Here is a 20,364-nt window from a genome sequence, read left to right as displayed (position 1 = left end):
TACCGATGTTCGAGCCTGTCACCTGCTTCCAGGTCGTCAGTAGCCCTTCAACGCCGCCTTGGTCCGTTCCAACCAGGCGGCATTGTGGCTGCGCGCGTGGCGCGACCAGTGCTGGGCATCGTCGATGATGCTGGCGAACAGGCTGCGCGCTTGCTCGCGATCGTCGGGTTGCGGCTGCGCCATCAGCCATTCGGCGTAGAGGCAGCGAGCGGCCGCATCGTTTCCGCATTCGACGGCGCGCTCGAACGCGGCGCGAGTGCCGGGCGCCTGGGTAGCTGCCAGTGCCTGCGCGTACAGCAGCGTCTGTTCCGGCTTGCGGCGCACGTCCGGATGGCGGGCGAACAGGCCGTCCAGCGTCTCCACCGCAAGCGCAGCGTGCCCGGACTCGAGGCGGGCACGGGCAAGGCCGGTCAGGATGTAGGGATCGTCGCCCAGCGGCGAGCTGGCTGCCTGCTCGAGCAGGGTTCTGGCTTCCTCGGCCTGGCCGGCATCCAGCAGCGTCATGCCCAGGCGAACCCGGTTCTGCACGGTGGGCGTACGCGCCAGTTCGGCACGGGCGTTGCGAAGGTCCTGGCCCGGGTCCATGAGCTGTTTGGCGGAACGGACGACCTGCCGGGCGCCGCGCGAGTGACGAACTTCCGGAAAGTAGATCGCCAGGAAGTAGACGACGCTGCCGAGCAGTGGGAACGAGAAGAGCAGGATGAGCCAGTAGAGGCTCTGGCCCGAGCGGATGGCGTGCACCGCGAAGTAGATGGCGGCCAGTACGTGGAGTCCGATTCCGATATAGGGCATGTGTGCCGCCTCGTCCTTGTGAGGGGTGGAACTATAGTTGGGGAGGGGTGGGGCGCCAATGGGCGGGGTGACCGGGCGTGACGCGTCACGTTAATTGAATCAAATTCTGCTGAGCGCGCGCGCCGCGCGACTCGCGATAAGGGATGTTTATCGGGGGTAGGGCGAGTGTCCACTTCTGGTCGAAAGCGGACATCGCGGGGGGGAGGCGATTGACCTGCGTTGACGCGGGTCGGCGGCGTGGATAGGGTGCCGGAGCACCCATGGTCGCGATGCACCAATCGGATAGCCGCTTAAGACCCCATCCACATGCCTGCATCGCCCCGTGAGGCATCTACCTCTGTAGTATCCAACCCATCAGAGCAGGCTAGGCTGGTACGGCTCATATGACATGAGTGGGCAATATCGGTCGCTGCGATGCCAAGCTGTCTACGCGACGAGGGTGCGGAGCCGCGTTTAGCTGCACGCCGCCTCCGGCGTTGCAACCGATCTCGCAGGGAACCACCCTGGATTCGAACGGATCACCCCGAACAGCTTGGCCGGAATCTTCAAACCAACAGCCTCCGCGTCAGGATCCAGCGCCGTCACGATGTCACCCTCGCGCGCCGCCACCGCTTTCTCCACCCACTGCGGATCCAGCACCAGGCCACGTCCAACCGCAGCAAGAGACAACCCTCCGTCCAGAGCGGTGCGAGCATCCCGGGGCAGTCGTAGTTCGCCTGCGGCCATCAATGGCAGGCGTCCGCCAACGCGCTCAATGAACAGCTCGGCGGTGGTTTGCTCATCATCCGCATCCAGAGGCTTGCCTGCCAGGACGTTGTAAAGCGATACATGCAGGTAGTCGAGGTTGCCCTCTTCAATCAGCGTGTCCACCAATGCCAGTGCATCCCCGACACGCAACGCACCGTCACCCGGTTCCTCCGGCGAAATCCGATACCCCAGCAGGAAGGGGCGCTGGGCGCGAAGCGAGATCACGCGACGCACTTCGCGAACGACCTCCAGAGGGAAGCGCATCCTCGCCTCCAGCGAACCTCCCCACTCGTCGGAGCGCTGATTGAACAGCGGCGACAGGAAGTTCTGGATCAGGAAGCCGTGTGCCCCGTGAAGCTCCACGCCATCGAATCCCGCCTCGATCGCGCGACGGGTGGCCTCGCCAAAGTCATGGATGACAGTCAGGATCTCATCAGGGTCAAGTGCGCGGCTGGCCACTTCTCCATTGTTGAAGGGCCCCTTCGGCGCGGCCATGGCACTTGCGCTTACCAGCTCACCCTCCGGGATCAGCGACGGCACCGCCTTGTTACCCGCGTGGAAGATCTGGAGGACTGCAGGAGCGCCGCCGCTCTTTGCGGCCTGTGCAAGCTTCCGCAAGCTTGGGATGAATCGATCATCATGGGACGCGAACTCGTCGGTGAAGCCGACCCCATTGGCTTGCACCTGGGTGCAGCCCGTCAGCACAAGGCCCACGCCCTTCACGCGCGCACGATAATAGGACAGCTCGTCTTCGGAAACTGTCTGGTCCGGATTAGACGACCAGGTTGTCATCGGTGCCATCACGATTCGGTTGCGCAGCACCGTGCCGTTGCTGAACACATAGGGTTCAAACAGTAGATCATTCATCATTGCGTTCACATGGTTGGCGCACCCCACTGATGGGGCGCACAATGGTTTCAATTTCCACTCGTATTGAAGAGGCGAGTCCGGGTTGATTCCGAACCATTCCCGGTCGATCGCCCCAAGCATCTCTTCAGGTGACAGCTGCCGTGTCATACGGCCACGGAGCAGCTGCCGATGCTCGAACGAGCGCGCTCCGCGGCTCATCACCTTGTCCCGGAACGCCGAGATGTATTCATCGCCAATGTGGCTGTTGTACGTGTTGAACAGCACCACGTGCTTGCCATCAAATCGGTTGTTCTCGACGAATGACCAGATGGGCGGAGCGGGGCTGTAGAGCCAGACCGGGGAGCCCAGCCAGACTGTGTCGAAGGACGCCAGGTCAATGGTCTTCGGCCACGTCCTCGGCAGCGCCCCTGCGTCCCGTTTCAACGCCACTGCGGCTTTCAACGCCCCCACCAGACTGCCGACACCAATTTCATGGTTGGGCACATTCAGTGCGTAGAGCCGCGCCTGTAGATGCCTGGCGACATGCCGGGCTGCAAGACCCGTGTTTCCGGAACGGGAGTAGTACACCACTGCAACACGGGATACGCGCGCGTCTGCGCTCGGCGTGTAGGGCTCGATCCCAGCAGTCTCGCCGGCCTGCCGTCGCTCGATGACGCTTACCGCAAGCAGGACGGCAAGCGCCGCGAGGGACGCCACTGCGATCAAGGCGCCGATGATCTGGATCCAGGACATGCGCCTCACCTCCTGTTGCTCAGAAGTCAGTGGAGCGGGTCAGCTCCTCGAACCTGCCCGTCTCGGCAATTCGGCCTTCCAGCGTCGGCATGACGAAGTCCACTGCATCGTTGCCGATGAGCAGCTGCCGCGGCGGATGCGCCATGCCGGCGACCTGAAGGACGACCTGTGCAAGCTTGGCCGGGTCTCCCTGCTGCTGGCCATCTGCCGATGCCAGCAGGCTTCGGGCGTTTCCAAACGGTGCATAGTCGGCAATCGACACGTCACCGTACCTGGCGGATCGGTCATTCAGGAATTGGGTACGGAAGAAGCCCGGCTCGATCGCGGTGACCTGGATCCCAAGCGGCGCCACCTCGTCTGCCAGCGCCAGCGTCATTCCTTCAACGGCGAACTTCGACGCCGAATAGAAGGTTGCGTTGGCAACAGCCTTCACGCCTGCAATGGACGAGGTGTTGATTACGCGCCCACGGCCTTGACGACGCATCACCGGCAGCACCGCCCTGAGGACATTCGCCATGCCAAAGACATTCGTGGCGAACTGCTGCTCGATCTGCGCGGCGGTTGCCTCCTCGAAGCGGCCCAGCAGGCAGAAGCCGGCGTTGTTGACCAGCACGTCAATTTTCCCGAAGCGAGCAATGGCTGCATCGACTGCGGGTTGTGCGCCTGTCTTCTCACGTCAAGGACCTGAAGCTTGATACGATCCTGAGGCGCGTCCGCGTAGGCAGCACGAAGCTGCTCAATGCTGCGCCCCGTGGCCACGACACTATCGCCGTCTGCGAGCGCGGCCTTGGCGATCTCGAGACCCATGCCTCGCGATGCACCCGTGATAAACCAGATTCTGTTCATGTCAATTCTCCTGAAGCGCCAAGCTCAGAGGGTCAGCTGCAGGGTAGGGCGGATAACGATGTCGTCCAGCAGCACGCCTGGCGGCTGAGCGAAGGTGTAGACCAGTGCGTTGGCGACGTCTTCCGGAAGAAGTGCGTCAATCGCTTCACGACGCTCCCGCATCACGTCCGAAGGCACGTTGTGGCCCCACTCGGTGTGCACCGCACCCGGATGAATCAGCGAGACCCGGATGCCTTGCCCTGCAAGCTCCTGGCGCAACCCATCTGAGAACCCGCTGACAGCGAACTTCGTCGCGCAATACACGGCCCAGTTGGGGGCGCTCGTCTTGCCACCGACACTTGAGACCGTGGAGATCATTGCCCCGGGCCGGCCCTTCATCAGCGGCAGAGCGGCGTGCGTGCAGTGGAGCACGCCATAGAGATTTGCATCGATCTGGCGGCGCCAGTCGTCAGGAGTACTGCCTTCGAAAGGGCCCGCAATACCCATGCCGGCGTTGTTGAACAACAAGTCCAAGCCACCAAATCGCTGGCGGACTTCGCTGAAGAGGGCCGCCACCTGGTCTGGATCTGCTACGTCGGCTGCAATGGCAAGTGCCTGCGGTCCGAGTTCGGTCGCCAAGGCCTCAATGCGGTCCTTCCGGCGCGCGGACAGCACCACCGACATGCCCTCTGCAACCAGTGCTCTCGCCGCGGCTTCGCCAATGCCACTCGAGGCACCGGTGATCACGGCGATCTTTCCTTCAATGCTACTTAGTTTCACGAGAGCATCTCTTCAGGGGCCGAACCGGATTGATTCGACCGTTTCAAGGGGGTGACGTAGCGCACCCACAACACGTCATCCGAAAGAACCTGCGCTGACTTCAGCGTGTAGGTGCGTGGTGGCTGCGAGCTCAGGCTCGCCGGGCGTTGGAACGAGGTCGGGGTGTCGTTGGCATCATCCAGGGCAGGAACGGTCACCAGGCTGATCTCGTCGATCAGTCCCGCATGGAGGAAGCTTCCATTGACGATGGGGCCTCCAGATACGACCAGTGTCTGGATGCCAAACAAGACCTTCAGCTTCTGCACCGCCAAGGCCAGATCGAGCTCATCGCCACCGGCGAAGATGTACGAGATCTTTCGCTGGTGGAGATACGAGATGTAATCATCAGAGGCGCGGTCCGTCAGCACTTCAATCAGATGCGCCTCTGGCCGCAACCCATACTGGACGGTGTTCTTGTTCCAGGGGAGCTTTCCGGAAGCATCGATGGAGACGACGAAATCACGCGCGCCAGCGTCACCGATGTAGTCCTGTCGAGCCACGCGGGGGGCCTTGGGATCAAAGCGGGGGGGCCCAGTACCGGCGAAGTACGCCATCGTTACCCGGCCGCAGAGCCAGGCCTGGCTGCCAAAGCTCAGATGCGTCTCGTCATAGGCACGAGCCAATGCAGCGCGAAGCGGAACCTCCATGAACGGGCCGTAGGCCTTGCCATTGATGGATGTTTCCATGTGACAGATGATGTGGGGACGTCCCATGGGTTGGCCTCTTTCGTTCTTTAGAATTGGGTTGTTGTCATCTGCTGCCGATCGTGCTGATAGCGATCAAGCAGTGCGGCTGCCAGGCACTCCATCCTCGAGATCGCGTTGGCCAGGGATCGCAACAGTGCTTCTCCCCCCTCGGCTGTATGCTCGACCGCGATGGCATGTATCTCGGTGATTCCAATGCGGCCCAGCGCCGCGCGCAGGCTGGACTCCAGTTTGTTGAGGTGCGCGAACTCGCCGCCTTCATCCATGCCGTGGCCACCGCGTGCACTCAGCACGACCACGGGAAAGAACCGCTCGCAGAAGGCTCGTCGAGGGTCGGCGTTTTCTGCGTCATCCGGCACGGTCCGGCTTTGATGTACAACGTTGGCAAGCCATGCTTTAAGGCACGATGGCATCGTCAGGTCGTACAACGGCGTGCCAATGACGACCATGTCTGCCCAGAACAACTCATCCACCATCAGATCACTCTCAGCCACGGCGTCGAGCTGTGCGGGTGACAGCGGACCGCCATCACACACCGCCTGAATCCAGCGCGGACCCACCTGTTTTGGTGGTGCCGCTCCCAGATCCCTGTACTCCACTTCGCTTTCTGGCCACGCATCCAACCAGCATTCGACGAAATGTCTGCTGAGCCGACGCGAGTAGGAGCCATGATGGCCGGGAGGACACATGGCTCGCAGGCCCGGGCGACCACTGGCATCAAGGTGCAGGATTCTCACTGGGCGCCCGGGATCCGTCGCGGTTACATGAAGTACGGCTTGTCGCCGTCGCTTCCTGGCTTGTTCAACCCCAGGTTCTCACCGGCGTGGCGAGCCGGATCGACGATGATCTGGCTGATCAGGTCACCCACGCTCCTGCGGGAAACCACAGTGCCTTTGAACGGCTGGCCCTTTTCCGTGGTCTCGTAGTCCACCTCGTCCTCGTCCGTCAGCCAGGCCGGGCGCAGGATCGTGTAGTCCAGGCCGGAGGCCTCGATCGCGTCCGCTGCACGCCTGAACGGCTTGAGGTCCTCGCCGATGATGTCGTTGTTCCACTCGCCGAACTTGCCCGGGACCTCGTCGTAGATGCCCAGCGAGAGGACGAAGATCAAGCGCTTGACGCCTGCGGCGTTCATCGCGGCGATCACCGCCTGTGCTTGCTTGTCCAGGTCTTCGCCGGTCAGGTTGGCGTAGACGATGTCCTGTCCTGCGACCGCATCCTTCAGCAGCTTCTTGTCCAAGACGTTGCCGATGACCACCTTCGCGTTGGCAGGTTCTTTGCCCGTCAGCTTCTTCGGGTCACGAAGAAGCAGGGTCTGCTGGATGTTTTTCTCTGTAGCGAGCGATCTGATGACCCATTGGGCGATCTGGCCGCTTGCGCCCAGAATGAGAACGTTCTTCATGATCACGACTCCTTGTTGTCAGGCACCGATGTAGGCGCCGTTGTCTACCACCAGAACTCGCCCGGTGACGGCACGTGCCATGTCGCTTGCCAGATAGAGGATGGCGTTCGCCTGATCCTCAGGCTGCGTGAACGGCAGGGACTGGTCGGTGTGCTTGGTGATGTAGGGAACCATCGTCGATCCCCCGGTGAGCTTGCCGGCCGCCCAGTCACGGGCCATCGGCGTATCGGTATTGCCCGGGGCCACCGCATTGCAGCGGATGCCGGTGCCCGAGAAGCGGACTGCGATGTTGGTGGTCATCGCGTTCACGGCGGCCTTGGTGGAGACGTACGCCAGGCCGCCCAGCGGCAGTGATCCGTTCACGGAGGTAACGTTGACGATGGCGCCGGTGCCTCGCGGCATGAAGTGACCGACGGCCTCGCGACAGAAGCGGAATACGCCGGCGTAGTTCACCTGCACCACTTCGTCGAAGTGCTCGTCCGTGTACTCTTCAATGGACATCATGTCGCCATACCCGGCGTTGTTCACCAGGATGTCGACCTGCCCGAACGCGTCGATTGCCTTGGCGAACACCAGCCGGGGCGCTGCCGGATCGGCCGAGTCCGCGACGATGCCCAGCGCATTGCCACCGGCGTCCTGGATCTCCTTCACCACGGCATCAAGGTCGGCCTGCTTGAGAGCGGTGAGAACGACATTCGCGCCCTGCGAGACGAACAGCTTGGCCGTAGCAAGGCCGATGCCCTTGCTGGCGCCAGTGATGATGGCGGTCTTTCCAGACAGTAGGGGTTTCATGTTCACTTCCTTTGCTTGCTGATGGACGACCTGCCGGTCGGTCAGAGGTTGGCCTTGAAGAACGGGACCACCTGGGCCATCGCAATCGCGACCGGCTCCGGCTTGTCGTACAGGTCGTAGTGCGACCAGCCTTCAGCGACGACGATCTGCTTGTTCTCGGAGGCCGCGCGGCTGTAGATCTCCCAGCCATCACGATAGGCGCCGAAGCCACCGAACTTGTCGCCAATCACCACCATCAGTGGCTGGGTCAGCAGCACTTCGGCGTTGAGGAACGCATCCCACCCCATCGCCGCACCGCTGAAGGACATCAGTTGGCTGGTGGCGCCATTGGGCTGCTGGCCGCGAGCCGTCTTGTAGTACTCGGTGGCTTCCAGTACGTCGATATCCGTGATGCCTGCAGCCTTGCCCGCTTCAACCGAATCCGGCAACAGGTTGGCTACATCACGCTCGGCACCCTGTGCCTGGGCCGTGCGCATGGCGGCGATGTTAGCTGCCAGCTCGCGCGGCTTGAACTGTGCGAAGCCCTCGCGGATCAGGCGGCCGTAGTTCACGCCGGTGATGGACACCAGCGCCTGGATGCGGTGGTCGGTGATGCCAGCGTGGATGGTGTACGCACCGCCACCGCAGACACCGATGGCACCGATGCGGCCTGCATCGACGTACGGCAGCGATTGCAGGTAGTCGACGGCGAAGCGGATATCCGAAACGCGGATCGACGGATCTTCGATGAAGCGAGGCTCCCCGCCGCTGGCGCCCTGGAAGCTGGCATCGTGCACCAGCACCACGAAGCCCTGTTCGGCCAAGCCCTTGGCATAGACATTGCCCGCCGTCTGTTCCTTGCAGCTGCCGATGGGATGGGTACTGACGATGGCGGGGTACTTTCTGCTCTCGTCGAAATCCGCCGGGAGGTAGAGGTCGGCAGCCGTCTGCCAGCCCAGGTTCTGATAGCTGACAGTCTTGATGGAAATGGAACTCATGGCGTTCTCCTGGTCAGATGCCGCGTTCTTCAAAGACGCGACGGGCGATGCCGAGAGCGGTGGATGCGGTCGGCCAGCCGGAGTAGAAGGCGAGATGGGTGATCAGCTCGACCAGTTCTTCCCGTGTCACGCCGTTGTCCAGAGCCTTTCCGAGGTGAAAGGGCAGTTCGTTGATGCGATAGAGCGTGACCAGCGAAGACACGGTGATCAGGCTGCGATCGCGGGGGGACAGGCCTGGCCGCTCCCACAGGTCGCCGAAGAGAACGCGGTCTGTGTAGTCCGCCAGCGCGGGGGCGATATCGCCCCAGGCCGCCTGGGCCGCCGAAGGTGCCTTGTCCTTCGATGATGTGGATGTAGTCATGTTCTGCTCACGTATTCGATGGGATGCCCAGGCGGCCCGGCATTGCCGTAGCCGCCTCACCGGGCATCTGGATTACTTCAGACGGGTCTGGAAGAACGGGGCCAGGACCGAAACCGCCTCATCGACGAACTTCGGTACGTCATACAGCGACATGTGATTTGCACCCTCAACCACATGCAGGGACTTGTCCTTGCTTGCGGCCCGGGCCAGCAGGTCATCGCTCATCCACTTGCTCCCCGCAACGCTGCCGGCCACCGCCAGGATCGGCTGGGTCAGGAATGCCTCGGCCTTGTTGTAGGCGTCGTAGGTGATGATCTGGTTGAGGTTGCGGGTCAGCGCGAAGCCCGGGGCATTGGGATGTTCGGCGCGCGGGGTGTGGTAGTACTCCCATGCTTCGCGCAGCTCGGCATTGGGCGCGTCTTCTTCGCGCAGCGGTGCCAGAGGAATGGTCGCGAACTCGCCCGAAGCGATGTCGGTGGTGCGCGCATTGGAGCCGAAGTCCAGGTAGCCCACGGCATCGGCGTCCTTGACCGTGTTCTCCCAGCCATTGCGGAACATCTGGCCGATGTTGACCGCACTGACCATGCCCAGTGCCTTGATGCGACGATCGTTGATGGCGGCGTTGGCGCTGTAACCAGCGCCGGCGCAGATACCCATCGCACCGATCTTGTCCTGGTCCACGTAGGGGAGGGTGGTTAGGTAGTCGATGACCGCACTCACATCCTCGGTGCTGACATAGGGGTTCTCCAGCTGCCGCGGTTCGCCGGTGCTCGCGCCCTGGTACGAACGGTCGAAGGCAATCGTGACCAGGCCTGCTTCGGCCAGCTTCCTGGCGTACAGTCCGGCGGTCTGCTCCTTCACGCCACCACCGGGATGGGACACGACGACTGCCGGGTACTTTCGGGCTTCGTCAAAGCCTTCCGGGAAGTACAGGGTGGCCGCCGTGGTGACGCCCTGGCCATTGAGATTCTTGAACGTGACGTTGCGCATGTACGTGCTCCGGTGTGGGTGTGAGGTGGCCGGCTCTGCTGCCGACAGAGCCCATCCTATTGACCGGATTGGGTCCAATAAATAGTCTTCCGGATACATGAGCCGTAAGAAGAACTAAACAATGCCCATCGAACCCTCGCTCGTAACGTCCCTGACCTGGTTCGCCCATATCGCCCGGCATCGCAGCTTCACCAAGGCGGCCACCGAGATGGAGATCACACGGGCAGCGCTCTCCCAGCACCTCAAAGCACTGGAGGAGCGGCTGGATGTCAGGCTGCTGCACCGCACCACCCGAAACATGTCGCTGACCGAAGAAGGACAGCAGCTGCTGGACGTGCTGCAGCCGGCACTGACGGCGATCGAGAAAGCCGTGGAGGAACTGGGGGAGGTCCATGCAGAGCCTTCGGGTGTGATCCGCATGAACTCTTCGCGCATCGCGTCACGACTTCTGCTGGAGCCGCACATGGGCGAGTTCCTGGCACGTTATCCCAAGCTGCGGCTTGAACTGATCATGGATGACGGCTTCTCCAATCTTGTGGCCAACGGCCTGGACGCCGGCATCCGCTTGGGCGAGAGCCTGGACGAGCACATGGTGGCCGTGCCCATCACGCCCCCATTGGAGATGGCGATTGTCGGCTCCCCGGCCTACTTTGAGGAGCACGGTATACCCAAGAGCCCTGCGGATCTGATCCGGCACAACTGCCTGGCCTACCGGTTCACGTCCAGTGGGACGATCGATCACTGGACGTTCACTGCACCGGATGGCCAAGGCCGAAAGCTGGTCTTCGAACCGCAGGGCAACGCGGTGTTCAACGACGACGACAGCATGCTCCGGGCCGCGCTGCAGGGTGTGGGACTGATTCGCCACATCGATCTGTGCGTCAGTGAGCACCTGGCCAGTGGTGCACTGGTGCGCGTGCTGGCGCCGTGGTGCCGCCCTTTTCCCGGCTTCTTCCTGTACGTCCCATCACGCGCCCAGATGCCAGCGAAGGTTCGGGCGCTGATGGACTTCCTGGTCGAGCGGCGTGAGCAGCTGGCCTCTCCGCAGCGCAGGCGCGTGGTCGCCGAAGATCGTCGCGCAAAGAAGCGACACGGCAGCCGCCCCAAGGCACTGCCCACCGGGTGAAGTCTCCTGAAGGTCTGGGCCGGCCCCGAACGTTGTCTGGTTCGGGGCGGCCTTGTGCCACCTGCGCTTTGTGAAGAGCAGGTGGCCTGAACTCCCTTTGGGAGTGTCCAAAAATACTTGACCACCACACACAGAGAGCGCCGCGCAGGCAGTGGCTGCGGCAACTTCAGATGCATCAATTTCGTGTGCGTGGGCAGATCCGCAGGAGATACATGGAGGCACCAGCTCACTGCGGGTCGATCCGCTGAGGGTCCGATCCCTGGAAGCCGACGACGCCGCCCTTCAGGTGCCAATGCTCGAATGAGCGTGCACCCCGTCGCAATACTTCGCTGCGCAGAAGATCGACGGGGGCTTGCCTCCATGCACCGCGGGATGTAGTGAAGAGTACGACTCTCTTCCCGGGGAACCTGTTGCTCCTGACGAACTCCCAGGCTGGCGGTGCAGGATGGCCGCGCCAGACGGGCACCCCCACGTAAACCGTGTCGTAGCGAACAAGGTCCACGTGCGCCGGGGTGATCCATGCGTCGTCCATTCCAGCATCCGCCATCGCGTTTAACCATCCGGCCATGCCCAAGGGGTAGTCGATCGATTCGATTGTGAGCATTTCGGCGTTCAGCCTGCTTGCAATGCGCCTCGCCAGCAGGGCGGTGCTTCCGCTGCGGGAAAAGTAGACAACGAGCACCTTGGCTTGATCAGGTGCTGGAGGAACATGGGGTTCTATCGCTTCCAGCTTCCTCAGCTTTCGTCGGGCGACCTGCGTTGCACAGAGGTCGATGGCCTTGATCAGCGCAGCAAGCGCGATAAGAACTACGACGAACTTGGTCCAGAGCATCATGGGCCAACGCTCATCAGAGCGAGCGGCTGATGGTGAAGCTGCCGAACACTGGGGCCTGGCGCTGGCCATTGAACTCTCGGGTGCTGTGGTAGCGCGCCACTGCGAACTTCCAGCGCCCGCGCGTCACCGCGACGCCGTAGCCACCCTGGGCCACCACATGGCGCTTGTCCACGCTGTGGCTGTTTCGGAAGGTATTGCCGTCCAGGGTGATGTCGCGGATTACCCATGCCGCGTCGATGGTCGCGAACAGGTGCCAGGACCAGCCGCTGGGGCGGCCGCCACGGGTCGGCGCGGTGTTCTCGCCGGCCGGACGCAGCGGCGTGCTACCGAAGTCGTCCGGCAGCTTCCAGCCGAAGCGCACTTCGGCACCGGCGTTGGCCTTGGTTTCCAGGTTGCCGATCGCACCGCCATAGTGGGTGATCGCATCCCAGCCCCAGCCGCCGGCATTGACGCTGGCATCGGCGGGCCAGCGGCGCATGCGCTCGTGGGTCAGCATGAACACCGGCTCGTTGTGCAGCTGGTTGTCCCACCCCTCGAACTTCTCGTCGCCCAGCGCGTCGTGCACGGCGCTCTGCACCTGCTTGCCCTGGGCCCACGGCCCGACCACGCCCACGGCCAGCTGGGTGGTCTGCAGGCGATCGCCGCTGCGTGCGTTGAAACCGAAGCTGGCCAGCAGCACGCCGGCATATGGGCGATCATCCTCGATCAGGTCGCGGCGGGTCGGGTCGGTCGGGGTGAAGATGCCCTGGCTGATGCTGAAAATCATGTTCTGTTGTTCGAACTTGCCCGGGTGCAGCGCCTCCAAATGGCTGTTCACCCAGCGTGCCAGACGTGGCAGGCACGGGTCGTCGGTGTAGTCAACCAGATTGGGCGAAACCAGGGTCAGCTGCGCGCCGTTGGTATAGCCCTGGTCCTGGTGGCGGCCACCAAACAGGTCGTTGTCAACGCGGAAGTTGATCTGCGGCGGGTGGTCGCGCATCGCGTCCGGGCCACATTGTTCGGCCGCTTGGGCGGCAAGGGGGAGGGCGGCGGTCAGCAGTCCGATCGCAGCAGCTTTGGGGAGTGTGCTGGGCATAGGGTTGTCCCTGGGAGTGCTGCACGCTTGGGCAGGCGCAATCGCCCAGTCCCGAACGGCAGGACTGGGCGATGCGATCGTTCACATGAAGTAGGGCTTGTCGCCATCGGTTCCAGGCTTGTTCGCACCGATGTTGCCGCTGCTGTAAAGCGCGGGATCCTGGATGATCTTCACCACCAGGTCGGCGACGCTCTTGCGGGAGATGACCGTGCCCTTGAACGGCTCGTTCTTCCCGGTCGTTTCGTAGTCAATCTCGTCTTCGTCGGTCAACCACGCAGCACGAATGATCGTGTAGTCCAGTCCCGAGGCTTCAATCAGGTCAGCCGACTTTCGATAAGGCGGCAGGTACTGGCCGATCTCTTTCCGGTTCCACTCACCGAAGGCGCCCGGAACTTCATCGTAGATGCCCAGCGAATTGACGAAGATCAGGCGCTTCACGCCCTGTGCCTTCATCACCGAGATGATGGTTTCGGTCTGCTTGTCCACGTCACCGGCAAGATTGGCGTAGACGATGTCCTTGCCGTGCATTGCCAGGGCCAGGCCCTTCTTGTCCAGCACGTCACCGATGACGACCTTTGCGTTGGTGGGCTCAGTGCCGGTGACGTTCCTGGGGTTGCGCAGATAGAGGGTCTGCTCGACGTCCGGAAGCTGGCCCAGCATCTCCACTGCCCAGCGAGCGATCTGGCCGCTAGCGCCCAGTACAAGTACGTTGTTCATGCTTTCTGCTCTCGCGTTTTCGTATGGAATGTTCCGGAACCCATGCACTGATACCTCAGCGCATGTGCTTCCCCAGGAATTGGAGGACGAGTTCCGGGTGCCGGCCAAACCAGTTATAGCCATCCTTGAAGCGACGCGACGTGCCGTCGATCCAGATGAGTTGCTTGTCAGGGCTGCCGATCAGGTCAAAGGTTCCCTGGGCATCCTGCGGATTGGGCGCTGAGGCATCGTCGGTCAGCTGCCACATCAGCACCGGCATCTGCACGTCCGGCGCGTAGGGGCGAGGGCTCATCGCCGCGGCCGGGAAGCCGCCCATCTTGATGAACTCAAGGTCAACTAGCTCTCGATAGCCTTCGATTCCCATTCGTTCGGTGGCCCTGTTCACCAGCCCTTCGGGCGTGGGAACCATCGGGCTGCACATGCACAGCACGTTCTCGAACAGTTCCGGGTGCTTCGAGATGGCGACGTACTGGGAGATGCCTCCCAGGCATTGGCTGAAGAGCCCCACCTTCATCTTTCCGAGCAGCGGGTGCGCATCGACAAAGCGCTTCACGCCCACGCAATCGCGCCACTCCCACTGGCCCAGACCGCTGACACCATTGTTGGCAGCCGAGCTGTTGCCATGGTTGCGCAAATCGTAGGTCAGCACGTTGTAGCCCGCAGCGGTCAGATGCTTGTACTGAAGGACGAAGTCGATTTCGCCATCGTCCACGTTGCTCCAAGGCGGCCCGAAATGGCCGGGAAAACCGGAGCGGCACATCGGCGAGGCGTGATTGAAGATGATCAGCTTGTCGCTCATGCCGCCCTTGGCAGGAATCAGCCAGGCCTCCAGTGGCGTTCCATCTTCGGAGGGGATCGACAGATCCTCCCACTCGGTCATGCCGTGGTCCGAGGGATCCTTGTGCAGGAAGCTGCGAAGGGGTCGAATGATGCCCGCCAGCGCTTTGACCATGCTGTGGTCTTCCGGCGAAATGGCGGCAAGCTGCTGCATCGCCTTGTGAAGGCGATCTTGTTCGATGCGTGCCATGGGTGTTCTTTCCTGGATTCAGATTACGGCGCCTCGTTGCGAAGCGCCTGACACCGTCCGGATCTCCGGCCTGAGCACTGCCCTGGCCGGAGATCAAACGCTGCTCGCCGGTTCCCGTTACAGGTTGTCCTTGTAGAACGGGATGAGCTTGGCCAGTGCCTGGCCGACCGGCTCGGGCTTGTCGTAGAGGTCGTAGTGCGACCAGCCCTCGACGACAACCAGTTCCTTCTTCTTGGAGGCGGCGCGGCCGATGATTTCGCAGCCGTCGCGGTAGGCACCGAAGCCACCGACCTTGTCGCCCACGACCACCATCAGAGGCTGAGTCAGCAGGACTTCGGCCAGATGGAAGGCATCCCAGCCCACTGCTGCGCTCTGATGCGAGAACAGCGATCGATTCAGCCCGTGCGGCTTCTGGCCGCGCGGCGTCCGGTAGTAGTCCGTCGCCTCTAGGACGTCGATGTCCTTGATCCCGGCCTGCCGGCCTGCTTCCACGGACGGCGGAAGCAGATCATCAACCCGCAGGGCTTCGCCGCGGGCTTCAGCTGTGCGTTGAGCGGCGATCGCTTCCAGTGCACCGATCGGATCGAAGTTGCTGAAGCCTTCGCGGAACAGGCGACCGTAGTTGGCCCCGGTCACGGTACCCACCACCTTGATCCTGCGCTCGGTCATCGCGGCGTTGATCGAATAGCCACCGCCGCCACAGATTCCCAGGACGCCGATACGCGCGTCGTCAACGTAGGGGAGCGTTACGAGATAGTCGACCACGTGGCGGAAGTCCTCCACGCGCAGGGTCGGGTCCTCGATGAAGCGCGGCTCGCCGCCGCTGGCGCCCTGGAAGCTGGCATCGAAGGCGATGACCACAAAACCTTCCTGGGCCAAGGCTGCGCCGTAGACGTTGCCGGAGGTCTGCTCCTTGCAGCTGCCGATCGGGTGCGCACTGATGATGGCGGGGTAGCGCTTGGACTTGTCGAAGCCCGGAGGGAAGTGGATATCAGCGGCGATATCCCAGTACATGTCGGAGTTGCGGATCTTTACGCTTTCCATGGTGAGTCCTCAGGTAGGGGCTGCCGTCGTTGTGGTCGTTGCATCGCTTCGGCGAGAGGGATTGCGTCGCCGGCAGGGAAAGAGTAAGAAGGCGATTGAGTCGGAACAAGACTGTAATCCCGACCGCAGAGTCAATCATTTGTTTACAGTAGAGACGTCTCAATGGATCCCTCGCTGCTCCCGGCCCTGGCATGGTTTACGCACATCGCCACGCACCGTAGTTTCACTAAGGCTGCCAACGAGGCTGGCGTTTCGAAGGCCGCGCTGTCACAAAGCCTCAAGACGCTGGAACGGCAACTGGACGTCAAGCTGTTGTATCGAACGACGCGTGATATGTCCCTCACGGAGGATGGGCAGCGTCTCTTTGACAGCGTCAGCCCCGCGCTGGACATCATCGAACGCTCGCTTCGGGAACTGAGTGCTACGGGCAGCGCGCCGTCTGGCCTGCTGCGCATCAGCACGTCCCACGTGGCGGCCAAGTACCTGATTCAGCCCCATCTGGCGGAGTTGGGCAGGCGCTATCCCGAGCTCAAGCTGGAGCTGATGATGGACGATCGTCTGTCCAACATCGTGGCCGAGGGGGCCGACGCAGGAATCCGGTTGGGTGAGAGCCTCGCCGAGCACATGATCGCCGTCCCCATTTCGCCCAAGATCGAGCTGGTGGTTGCAGGATCGCCGGCCTATTTCGAGCGCAACCCCATTCCCAGAACGCCCACGGACCTGGCTTCGCACAACTGTGTCGGGTTCAGAAGCATGGCCACCGGGGCGATTCACGGCTGGGAGTTCACCAGCCCGGAGCCGGAGTCCCACGAATTTTCGGTTTCACCCCAGGGATCGTTCATCACCAACGATGACGAAGCCATGATCGATGCCGCACTGCAGGGTGTCGGCTTGGTTCAGCACATGGACATCGCACTCCGCCGTCACCTTGAATCTAGGCGACTGGTCCCGGTCCTCCAGGACTGGTCACGGCCATTCCCTGGCTTCTACATCTATGCCCCTTCCCGCGACCAGATGCCGGCCAAGGTCAGGGCGCTGATCGATCTGCTGGTCGAAATGCGAGCGGCATAGCGCCGGGCAGGGCCCTCACGAAGCTGTCTGGATCCAAAGTGTGAACCGTCGCTCGTTGCAAAGGTGTACGTGAACGTATACGTTTACGTGCACCTTGCATCGGGCCATTGTCATGACCAGCAGCGATACCCAGCCCTCGATCACTGTGAGAGACGCAGCCGAACGGCTCGGCGTGACCGCAAGGACGCTGAAGTACTACGAGGAGCGCGGCCTGCTCGTTCCGCAGCGCAGTGACGGCCGCTACCGCCTGTACAGCGAGGAAGACCTCGCGCGCATGGCGCGGATTCTTCGCCTGCGTTCCCTCGGTTTCTCGCTGCAGGGCATCGCCGAGATGCTCAAGCGCCCAGTGGAGACGCTGGATGACGGCAGCACGATCTATGCGGACGCCTCGCTTCGCGAGATCTCCCAGGGCCTCAGTGAGCAGGTGGCAGCGCTGGATGCGCGCATCGCGGCCGCACGGAAGGAGCTGAAAGAGGCCGAAGCACTGCGGACCGAACTGAATGACGATCTGGACTATGTCAACGAGCGACTGGCTGGCCAGAGCCAGGACGCAATGCGCGGCAAGCGGATTCTCGCCCGGAGCAAGAGGGCAGCGGGCGAAGGGCAGGAGGGATAAGTTGTGGACGCTGCTCTGTCTGAGGACGGGGAGTCACCAAGGCGCGAATCGGTCTCCGCTTGGATGACGTGGGCCCTGGCGCTGACCGTGGCGCTGGACTACTTCGACCACGCCGCCTTTACCTATTTCGCCAGCCACATCGCAGGTGGCGTCAGTGCCAGCGCATCCGAGCTGGTCTGGGCAAGCAGTGCATACGCCATCACCTCCGTGTTGGGAATCGTCCAGCAGCAATGGTGGGTGGAGCGGCTGGGCTATCGACGTTACATCACCGCCTCGCTGCTGCTCTTTGCCGTCACCGCGGCGCTCGCCGGCATCGCAGAGTCTGCCTTCCAGCTGATGCTTGCGCGTGGCCTTCAGGGCTATGCCATGGGCCCGATGCTTAGCGCCTGCCGTATCGCACTGCAGCGGGGCACGGAAGGCCCCCAACGGGCGAAAGGACTGAGAAAGTTCCTCTCCCTGATCCTTCTTGGAAGCGCACTTGCGCCACTGGTCGGCGGCTATCTGGTGGTACAGGCGGGTTGGAGCGCGTTGTTCATCGCAACCGCCGTTGCCGCCATGCCGATTGCCCTATTGGCCTACGTCGCACTGCCTGACCTGGGCGTTCTTCCCCAGGAGGAACATGGCGAGAGCCATGCCGGCCCTTACATTCTCTTCGCCATTGCCATTTCCGCGCTGCAGATCTCTATGCAGCAGGTGCGGTTCGAGCTGTTTGCCAGCTCGCCGTCACTGGTCGTCAGCGCGCTGGCAGGGATCGCAGCGCTCAGCTGGTTCGCGCATCACCAGTGGCACCATCAAAGGCCGCTGCTGCGGCTCCATGCCGTCCGGCAGCAGACCTTCCGCACCGGGCTGGTCATGTATGTCTGCTTCTACTACGCAAACAATGCGCTGAACTTTCTCACCTCGCGCTTCCTGGAAGGCGGTCTCGGCTACCCCGTCGACAAGGCCGGCCAACTTGTGGGTGCAACCGCACTGCTTGCGCTGCCGCTGGTCTTCATCTACTTCCGCGTCTCGCCGCTGCTGCCACGGAAGAAATGGCTGATCCTGCCCGGCTACGTTGTGGCATTCCTGGTCTGCGCCTGGTTTACCGCAATTCCTCCGAACACGAGCCAGGACTGGCTCGTGCCGCCATTGTTCTTCCGCGGCGCGCTGCTTCTGACCATGGCGCTGCCCGTGGCGTCCGTGACCTTCAGCATGTTCGAGGCCGATGACTACAGTCACGCCTACAGGCTGAAGAACGTTGTCAAGCAACTGACGCTGTCGTTCTCGACGGCAACCTTCATCGCGCTCGAACAGCATCGATCGCAGCTTCACTATTCGCGGCTTGCGGAGAACGTGAGCATCTATAACCCGAACTTCAACGAACATCTCGACCGGCTGGCAACCAGCCTGGTTATTCATGGCGGCGATCTGGCGTGGGCCAGGATGGACGCCACTGCACAGATCTATCGTGAGCTGATGCGGCAGGTCGATTTCCTGAGCATCCAGGACGGCTACGTGCTGCTGGCAATCGTCATTGCGTTCTCGGGAGTCTTTGCCCTGGCGCAGAGATCGATTCGCTAGATCGCATCAGAAATCAAAAGCCTTACACACCTGTGCCAGAAACCGGCACGGGATGGCCCAACGCAACCTCAGAAAACGAATTGGCAATTGCGGATTGACACTGCGTCAATCCCGCCCGTCTTTTTCGAAGCGCCGGAGCTGCCTAGCATCGTCATGCATGGGAAACCTCCAACGCTTCATCCACTGAAGAAGAGGAACAGAGCAATGCGCGGAATGGTATTCAAGGGAAACTGCGAAGTGGAAGTTATGAACTTCGCAGACCCCGTGCCGGGCCCAGGCGAGGCCATCATCGAGATCAAGGCCTCGGGGATGTGCGGCACGGATCTCCACTACTATCGCCATGGCATGGCCGAAGCGCTGGACATGCTTGGCATGCGTAGCAGGATGACGTCAGACGTCATCATCGGTGGGCATGAGCCCTGCGGAGTCATCGCAGAGATCGGCCCCGGCAGCGAACGCGGCTCGTTCCGCAAGGGCGATCGGGTCATCGTCTTCCACTACGACGGCTGCAGCACCTGCGAGCACTGCAGGACAGGGTGGACCCAGCTCTGCGACCAGGGCGCAAAGATCTACGGCGTGCTGGGTGATGGTGGGCACGCGAACTACATGAAGGTGCCGGTGACCTCGCTGGTGCACCTGCCCGCCGATGTCAGCTTCAAGGCTGGTGCAGCGATCGCCTGTGGTACCGGCACCGCCTACGGCGCGCTGCAGCGCCTGGATATCAGTGCCAGAGACACGCTGGCCGTGTACGGGCTGGGCCCGGTGGGGCTTTCGGTCGCACAGATGGCCGCGGCCATGGGGGTGGAAGTCTTCGGTGTGGACATCAACGCAGACCGCGTTGCCCAGTCGAAGCGCTTCGGCGTGACGCATGCCATCGACGCGAGCGCTTCGGATCCCATTGAAGAGATCCACAAGCTCACGGCCGGGCGCGGCGTGTCCTGCTCGATTGATTGCGCCGGCGGGCCGATTCCCCGCGCGCAGGCCATTCGAAGCACGCGCACGTGGGGCCGCACCGCATTGGTGGCCGTTGGCGGTGAACTGAAGATCGACGTCATGCGGGATCTGATCGGCAAGCAGCGCAACGTCATCGGCTCCTTCACGCTGTCCGAGGTGGCCATGGACGAATGCGCGCGCTTCATTGCAAGCCATGGCGTAAAGGTCGACGACCTTTTCACCAGCGAATGGCACCTGGAACAGGCTGCCGAGGCCTATGCCGACTTCAACAAACAGGCCAGTGGAAAAGGCGTGTTCCTTTTCTGACCCCCTCAACGACACTCAACAGAAC

Annotated in this window: 20 protein-coding genes and 1 pseudogene; 5 read left to right on the top strand and 16 right to left on the bottom strand. The window is 62.3% G+C overall.

Annotated elements, in window-relative coordinates; translation table 11 throughout:
* Positions 1 to 36 precede the first annotated feature (36 nt).
* The 11 genes and pseudogenes from AC5P60_RS04545 to AC5P60_RS04495 form a co-directional block, all read right to left on the bottom strand.
* A complete protein-coding gene (locus AC5P60_RS04545; RefSeq protein ID WP_483016967.1) occupies positions 37 to 792 on the bottom strand; it encodes a tetratricopeptide repeat protein in 756 nt (251 codons plus the stop codon).
* Positions 793 to 1,245: 453 nt separating this feature from the next.
* Entirely contained in the window at positions 1,246 to 3,141 is a 1,896-nt protein-coding gene (locus AC5P60_RS04540) for a flavodoxin (protein ID WP_483693088.1), read from the bottom strand.
* Between the two features lie 19 nt (positions 3,142 to 3,160).
* A pseudogene (locus AC5P60_RS04535) lies at positions 3,161 to 3,948 on the bottom strand (SDR family NAD(P)-dependent oxidoreductase).
* 63 nt (positions 3,949 to 4,011) lie between these two features.
* A complete protein-coding gene (locus AC5P60_RS04530; RefSeq protein ID WP_483693087.1) occupies positions 4,012 to 4,713 on the bottom strand; it encodes an SDR family oxidoreductase in 702 nt (233 codons plus the stop codon).
* A 29-nt stretch (positions 4,714 to 4,742) separates the two neighbouring features.
* Positions 4,743 to 5,471 carry a dihydrofolate reductase family protein gene (locus AC5P60_RS04525; RefSeq protein ID WP_495201689.1) on the bottom strand — a complete coding sequence of 243 codons (729 nt, stop codon included), beginning with the start codon at positions 5,469 to 5,471 and terminating at the stop codon, positions 4,743 to 4,745.
* A gap of 47 nt (positions 5,472 to 5,518) precedes the next feature.
* Positions 5,519 to 6,226 (bottom strand): FMN-dependent NADH-azoreductase, encoded by a 708-nt coding sequence (locus tag AC5P60_RS04520; protein WP_483693084.1) that lies wholly within the window; start codon positions 6,224 to 6,226, stop codon positions 5,519 to 5,521.
* A gap of 23 nt (positions 6,227 to 6,249) precedes the next feature.
* Entirely contained in the window at positions 6,250 to 6,888 is a 639-nt protein-coding gene (locus tag AC5P60_RS04515; protein WP_414610529.1) for an SDR family oxidoreductase, read from the bottom strand.
* 18 nt (positions 6,889 to 6,906) lie between these two features.
* Entirely contained in the window at positions 6,907 to 7,680 is a 774-nt protein-coding gene (locus tag AC5P60_RS04510) for an SDR family NAD(P)-dependent oxidoreductase (RefSeq protein WP_483693272.1), read from the bottom strand.
* 41 nt (positions 7,681 to 7,721) lie between these two features.
* Positions 7,722 to 8,657, bottom strand: coding sequence for an alpha/beta hydrolase (locus AC5P60_RS04505; RefSeq protein ID WP_483693080.1), 936 nt, complete (start codon positions 8,655 to 8,657; stop codon positions 7,722 to 7,724).
* 13 nt (positions 8,658 to 8,670) lie between these two features.
* Complete coding sequence (locus tag AC5P60_RS04500; protein WP_253134777.1) at positions 8,671 to 9,018, bottom strand: carboxymuconolactone decarboxylase family protein; 348 nt, start codon at positions 9,016 to 9,018, stop codon at positions 8,671 to 8,673.
* A gap of 72 nt (positions 9,019 to 9,090) precedes the next feature.
* Positions 9,091 to 10,008, bottom strand: coding sequence for an alpha/beta hydrolase (locus tag AC5P60_RS04495; protein WP_100442035.1), 918 nt, complete (start codon positions 10,006 to 10,008; stop codon positions 9,091 to 9,093).
* Between the two features lie 121 nt (positions 10,009 to 10,129).
* Between AC5P60_RS04495 and AC5P60_RS04490 the strand changes: the two genes are divergently transcribed.
* Positions 10,130 to 11,134: a LysR family transcriptional regulator gene (locus tag AC5P60_RS04490; RefSeq protein WP_483693078.1), complete on the top strand. Its 1,005-nt coding sequence runs from the start codon at positions 10,130 to 10,132 to the stop codon at positions 11,132 to 11,134.
* Between the two features lie 226 nt (positions 11,135 to 11,360).
* On the opposite strand, the gene AC5P60_RS04485 is transcribed toward AC5P60_RS04490, so the two are convergent.
* The 5 genes from AC5P60_RS04485 to AC5P60_RS04465 all read right to left on the bottom strand — a co-directional run bounded on the left by AC5P60_RS04485 (position 11,361) and on the right by AC5P60_RS04465 (position 15,832).
* Entirely contained in the window at positions 11,361 to 11,969 is a 609-nt protein-coding gene (locus AC5P60_RS04485) for a flavodoxin family protein (RefSeq protein WP_483693077.1), read from the bottom strand.
* Between the two features lie 13 nt (positions 11,970 to 11,982).
* Positions 11,983 to 13,044, bottom strand: a complete 1,062-nt coding sequence (locus AC5P60_RS04480) for a lipid A deacylase LpxR family protein (RefSeq protein ID WP_483693076.1) — start codon at positions 13,042 to 13,044, stop codon at positions 11,983 to 11,985.
* Between the two features lie 81 nt (positions 13,045 to 13,125).
* On the bottom strand, positions 13,126 to 13,761 hold the full coding sequence (locus AC5P60_RS04475; RefSeq protein ID WP_483693074.1) for an SDR family oxidoreductase: 636 nt from the start codon (positions 13,759 to 13,761) through the stop codon (positions 13,126 to 13,128).
* A gap of 55 nt (positions 13,762 to 13,816) precedes the next feature.
* Positions 13,817 to 14,788, bottom strand: a complete 972-nt coding sequence (locus AC5P60_RS04470; RefSeq protein WP_414610519.1) for an alpha/beta hydrolase family protein — start codon at positions 14,786 to 14,788, stop codon at positions 13,817 to 13,819.
* Positions 14,789 to 14,905: 117 nt separating this feature from the next.
* Positions 14,906 to 15,832 carry an alpha/beta hydrolase gene (locus tag AC5P60_RS04465; protein ID WP_414610518.1) on the bottom strand — a complete coding sequence of 309 codons (927 nt, stop codon included), beginning with the start codon at positions 15,830 to 15,832 and terminating at the stop codon, positions 14,906 to 14,908.
* A gap of 162 nt (positions 15,833 to 15,994) precedes the next feature.
* Between AC5P60_RS04465 and AC5P60_RS04460 the strand changes: the two genes are divergently transcribed.
* From AC5P60_RS04460 to AC5P60_RS04445, 4 genes are all read left to right on the top strand, one after another.
* Positions 15,995 to 16,903, top strand: a complete 909-nt coding sequence (locus tag AC5P60_RS04460) for a LysR substrate-binding domain-containing protein (RefSeq protein ID WP_483693071.1) — start codon at positions 15,995 to 15,997, stop codon at positions 16,901 to 16,903.
* Positions 16,904 to 17,015: 112 nt separating this feature from the next.
* Positions 17,016 to 17,519 carry a MerR family transcriptional regulator gene (locus AC5P60_RS04455; RefSeq protein WP_414610516.1) on the top strand — a complete coding sequence of 168 codons (504 nt, stop codon included), beginning with the start codon at positions 17,016 to 17,018 and terminating at the stop codon, positions 17,517 to 17,519.
* A 63-nt stretch (positions 17,520 to 17,582) separates the two neighbouring features.
* The gene (locus AC5P60_RS04450) at positions 17,583 to 19,079 is read left to right on the top strand and encodes an MFS transporter (protein WP_483693069.1); all 1,497 of its coding nucleotides are present in this window, start codon (positions 17,583 to 17,585) and stop codon (positions 19,077 to 19,079) included.
* Positions 19,080 to 19,325: 246 nt separating this feature from the next.
* Entirely contained in the window at positions 19,326 to 20,339 is a 1,014-nt protein-coding gene (locus tag AC5P60_RS04445) for a zinc-dependent alcohol dehydrogenase family protein (RefSeq protein WP_414610514.1), read from the top strand.
* The last annotated feature ends 25 nt before the right edge of the window (positions 20,340 to 20,364 follow it).

Source organism: Stenotrophomonas sp. YJH_SMC_120 (assembly GCF_059368675.1).
This window is presented reverse-complemented; position numbering and strand designations above follow the sequence as displayed.

What these genes read in the sequence shown, in the direction of transcription:
- AC5P60_RS04505 (WP_483693080.1), bottom strand. Translation starts at nt 8,657, where the DNA reads ATGAGTTCCATTTCCATCAAGACTGTCAGCTATCAGAACCTGGGCTGG.
- AC5P60_RS04450 (WP_483693069.1), top strand. Translation starts at nt 17,583, where the DNA reads ATGACGTGGGCCCTGGCGCTGACCGTGGCGCTGGACTACTTCGACCAC.
- AC5P60_RS04510 (WP_483693272.1), bottom strand. Translation starts at nt 7,680, where the DNA reads ATGAAACCCCTACTGTCTGGAAAGACCGCCATCATCACTGGCGCCAGC.
- AC5P60_RS04455 (WP_414610516.1), top strand. Translation starts at nt 17,016, where the DNA reads ATGACCAGCAGCGATACCCAGCCCTCGATCACTGTGAGAGACGCAGCC.
- AC5P60_RS04460 (WP_483693071.1), top strand. Translation starts at nt 15,995, where the DNA reads ATGGATCCCTCGCTGCTCCCGGCCCTGGCATGGTTTACGCACATCGCC.
- AC5P60_RS04480 (WP_483693076.1), bottom strand. Translation starts at nt 13,044, where the DNA reads ATGCCCAGCACACTCCCCAAAGCTGCTGCGATCGGACTGCTGACCGCC.
- AC5P60_RS04525 (WP_495201689.1), bottom strand. Translation starts at nt 5,471, where the DNA reads ATGGAAACATCCATCAATGGCAAGGCCTACGGCCCGTTCATGGAGGTT.
- AC5P60_RS04490 (WP_483693078.1), top strand. Translation starts at nt 10,130, where the DNA reads ATGCCCATCGAACCCTCGCTCGTAACGTCCCTGACCTGGTTCGCCCAT.
- AC5P60_RS04470 (WP_414610519.1), bottom strand. Translation starts at nt 14,788, where the DNA reads ATGGCACGCATCGAACAAGATCGCCTTCACAAGGCGATGCAGCAGCTT.
- AC5P60_RS04500 (WP_253134777.1), bottom strand. Translation starts at nt 9,018, where the DNA reads ATGACTACATCCACATCATCGAAGGACAAGGCACCTTCGGCGGCCCAG.
- AC5P60_RS04475 (WP_483693074.1), bottom strand. Translation starts at nt 13,761, where the DNA reads ATGAACAACGTACTTGTACTGGGCGCTAGCGGCCAGATCGCTCGCTGG.
- AC5P60_RS04515 (WP_414610529.1), bottom strand. Translation starts at nt 6,888, where the DNA reads ATGAAGAACGTTCTCATTCTGGGCGCAAGCGGCCAGATCGCCCAATGG.
- AC5P60_RS04485 (WP_483693077.1), bottom strand. Translation starts at nt 11,969, where the DNA reads ATGATGCTCTGGACCAAGTTCGTCGTAGTTCTTATCGCGCTTGCTGCG.
- AC5P60_RS04540 (WP_483693088.1), bottom strand. Translation starts at nt 3,141, where the DNA reads ATGTCCTGGATCCAGATCATCGGCGCCTTGATCGCAGTGGCGTCCCTC.
- AC5P60_RS04445 (WP_414610514.1), top strand. Translation starts at nt 19,326, where the DNA reads ATGAACTTCGCAGACCCCGTGCCGGGCCCAGGCGAGGCCATCATCGAG.
- AC5P60_RS04465 (WP_414610518.1), bottom strand. Translation starts at nt 15,832, where the DNA reads ATGGAAAGCGTAAAGATCCGCAACTCCGACATGTACTGGGATATCGCC.
- AC5P60_RS04495 (WP_100442035.1), bottom strand. Translation starts at nt 10,008, where the DNA reads ATGCGCAACGTCACGTTCAAGAATCTCAATGGCCAGGGCGTCACCACG.
- AC5P60_RS04545 (WP_483016967.1), bottom strand. Translation starts at nt 792, where the DNA reads ATGCCCTATATCGGAATCGGACTCCACGTACTGGCCGCCATCTACTTC.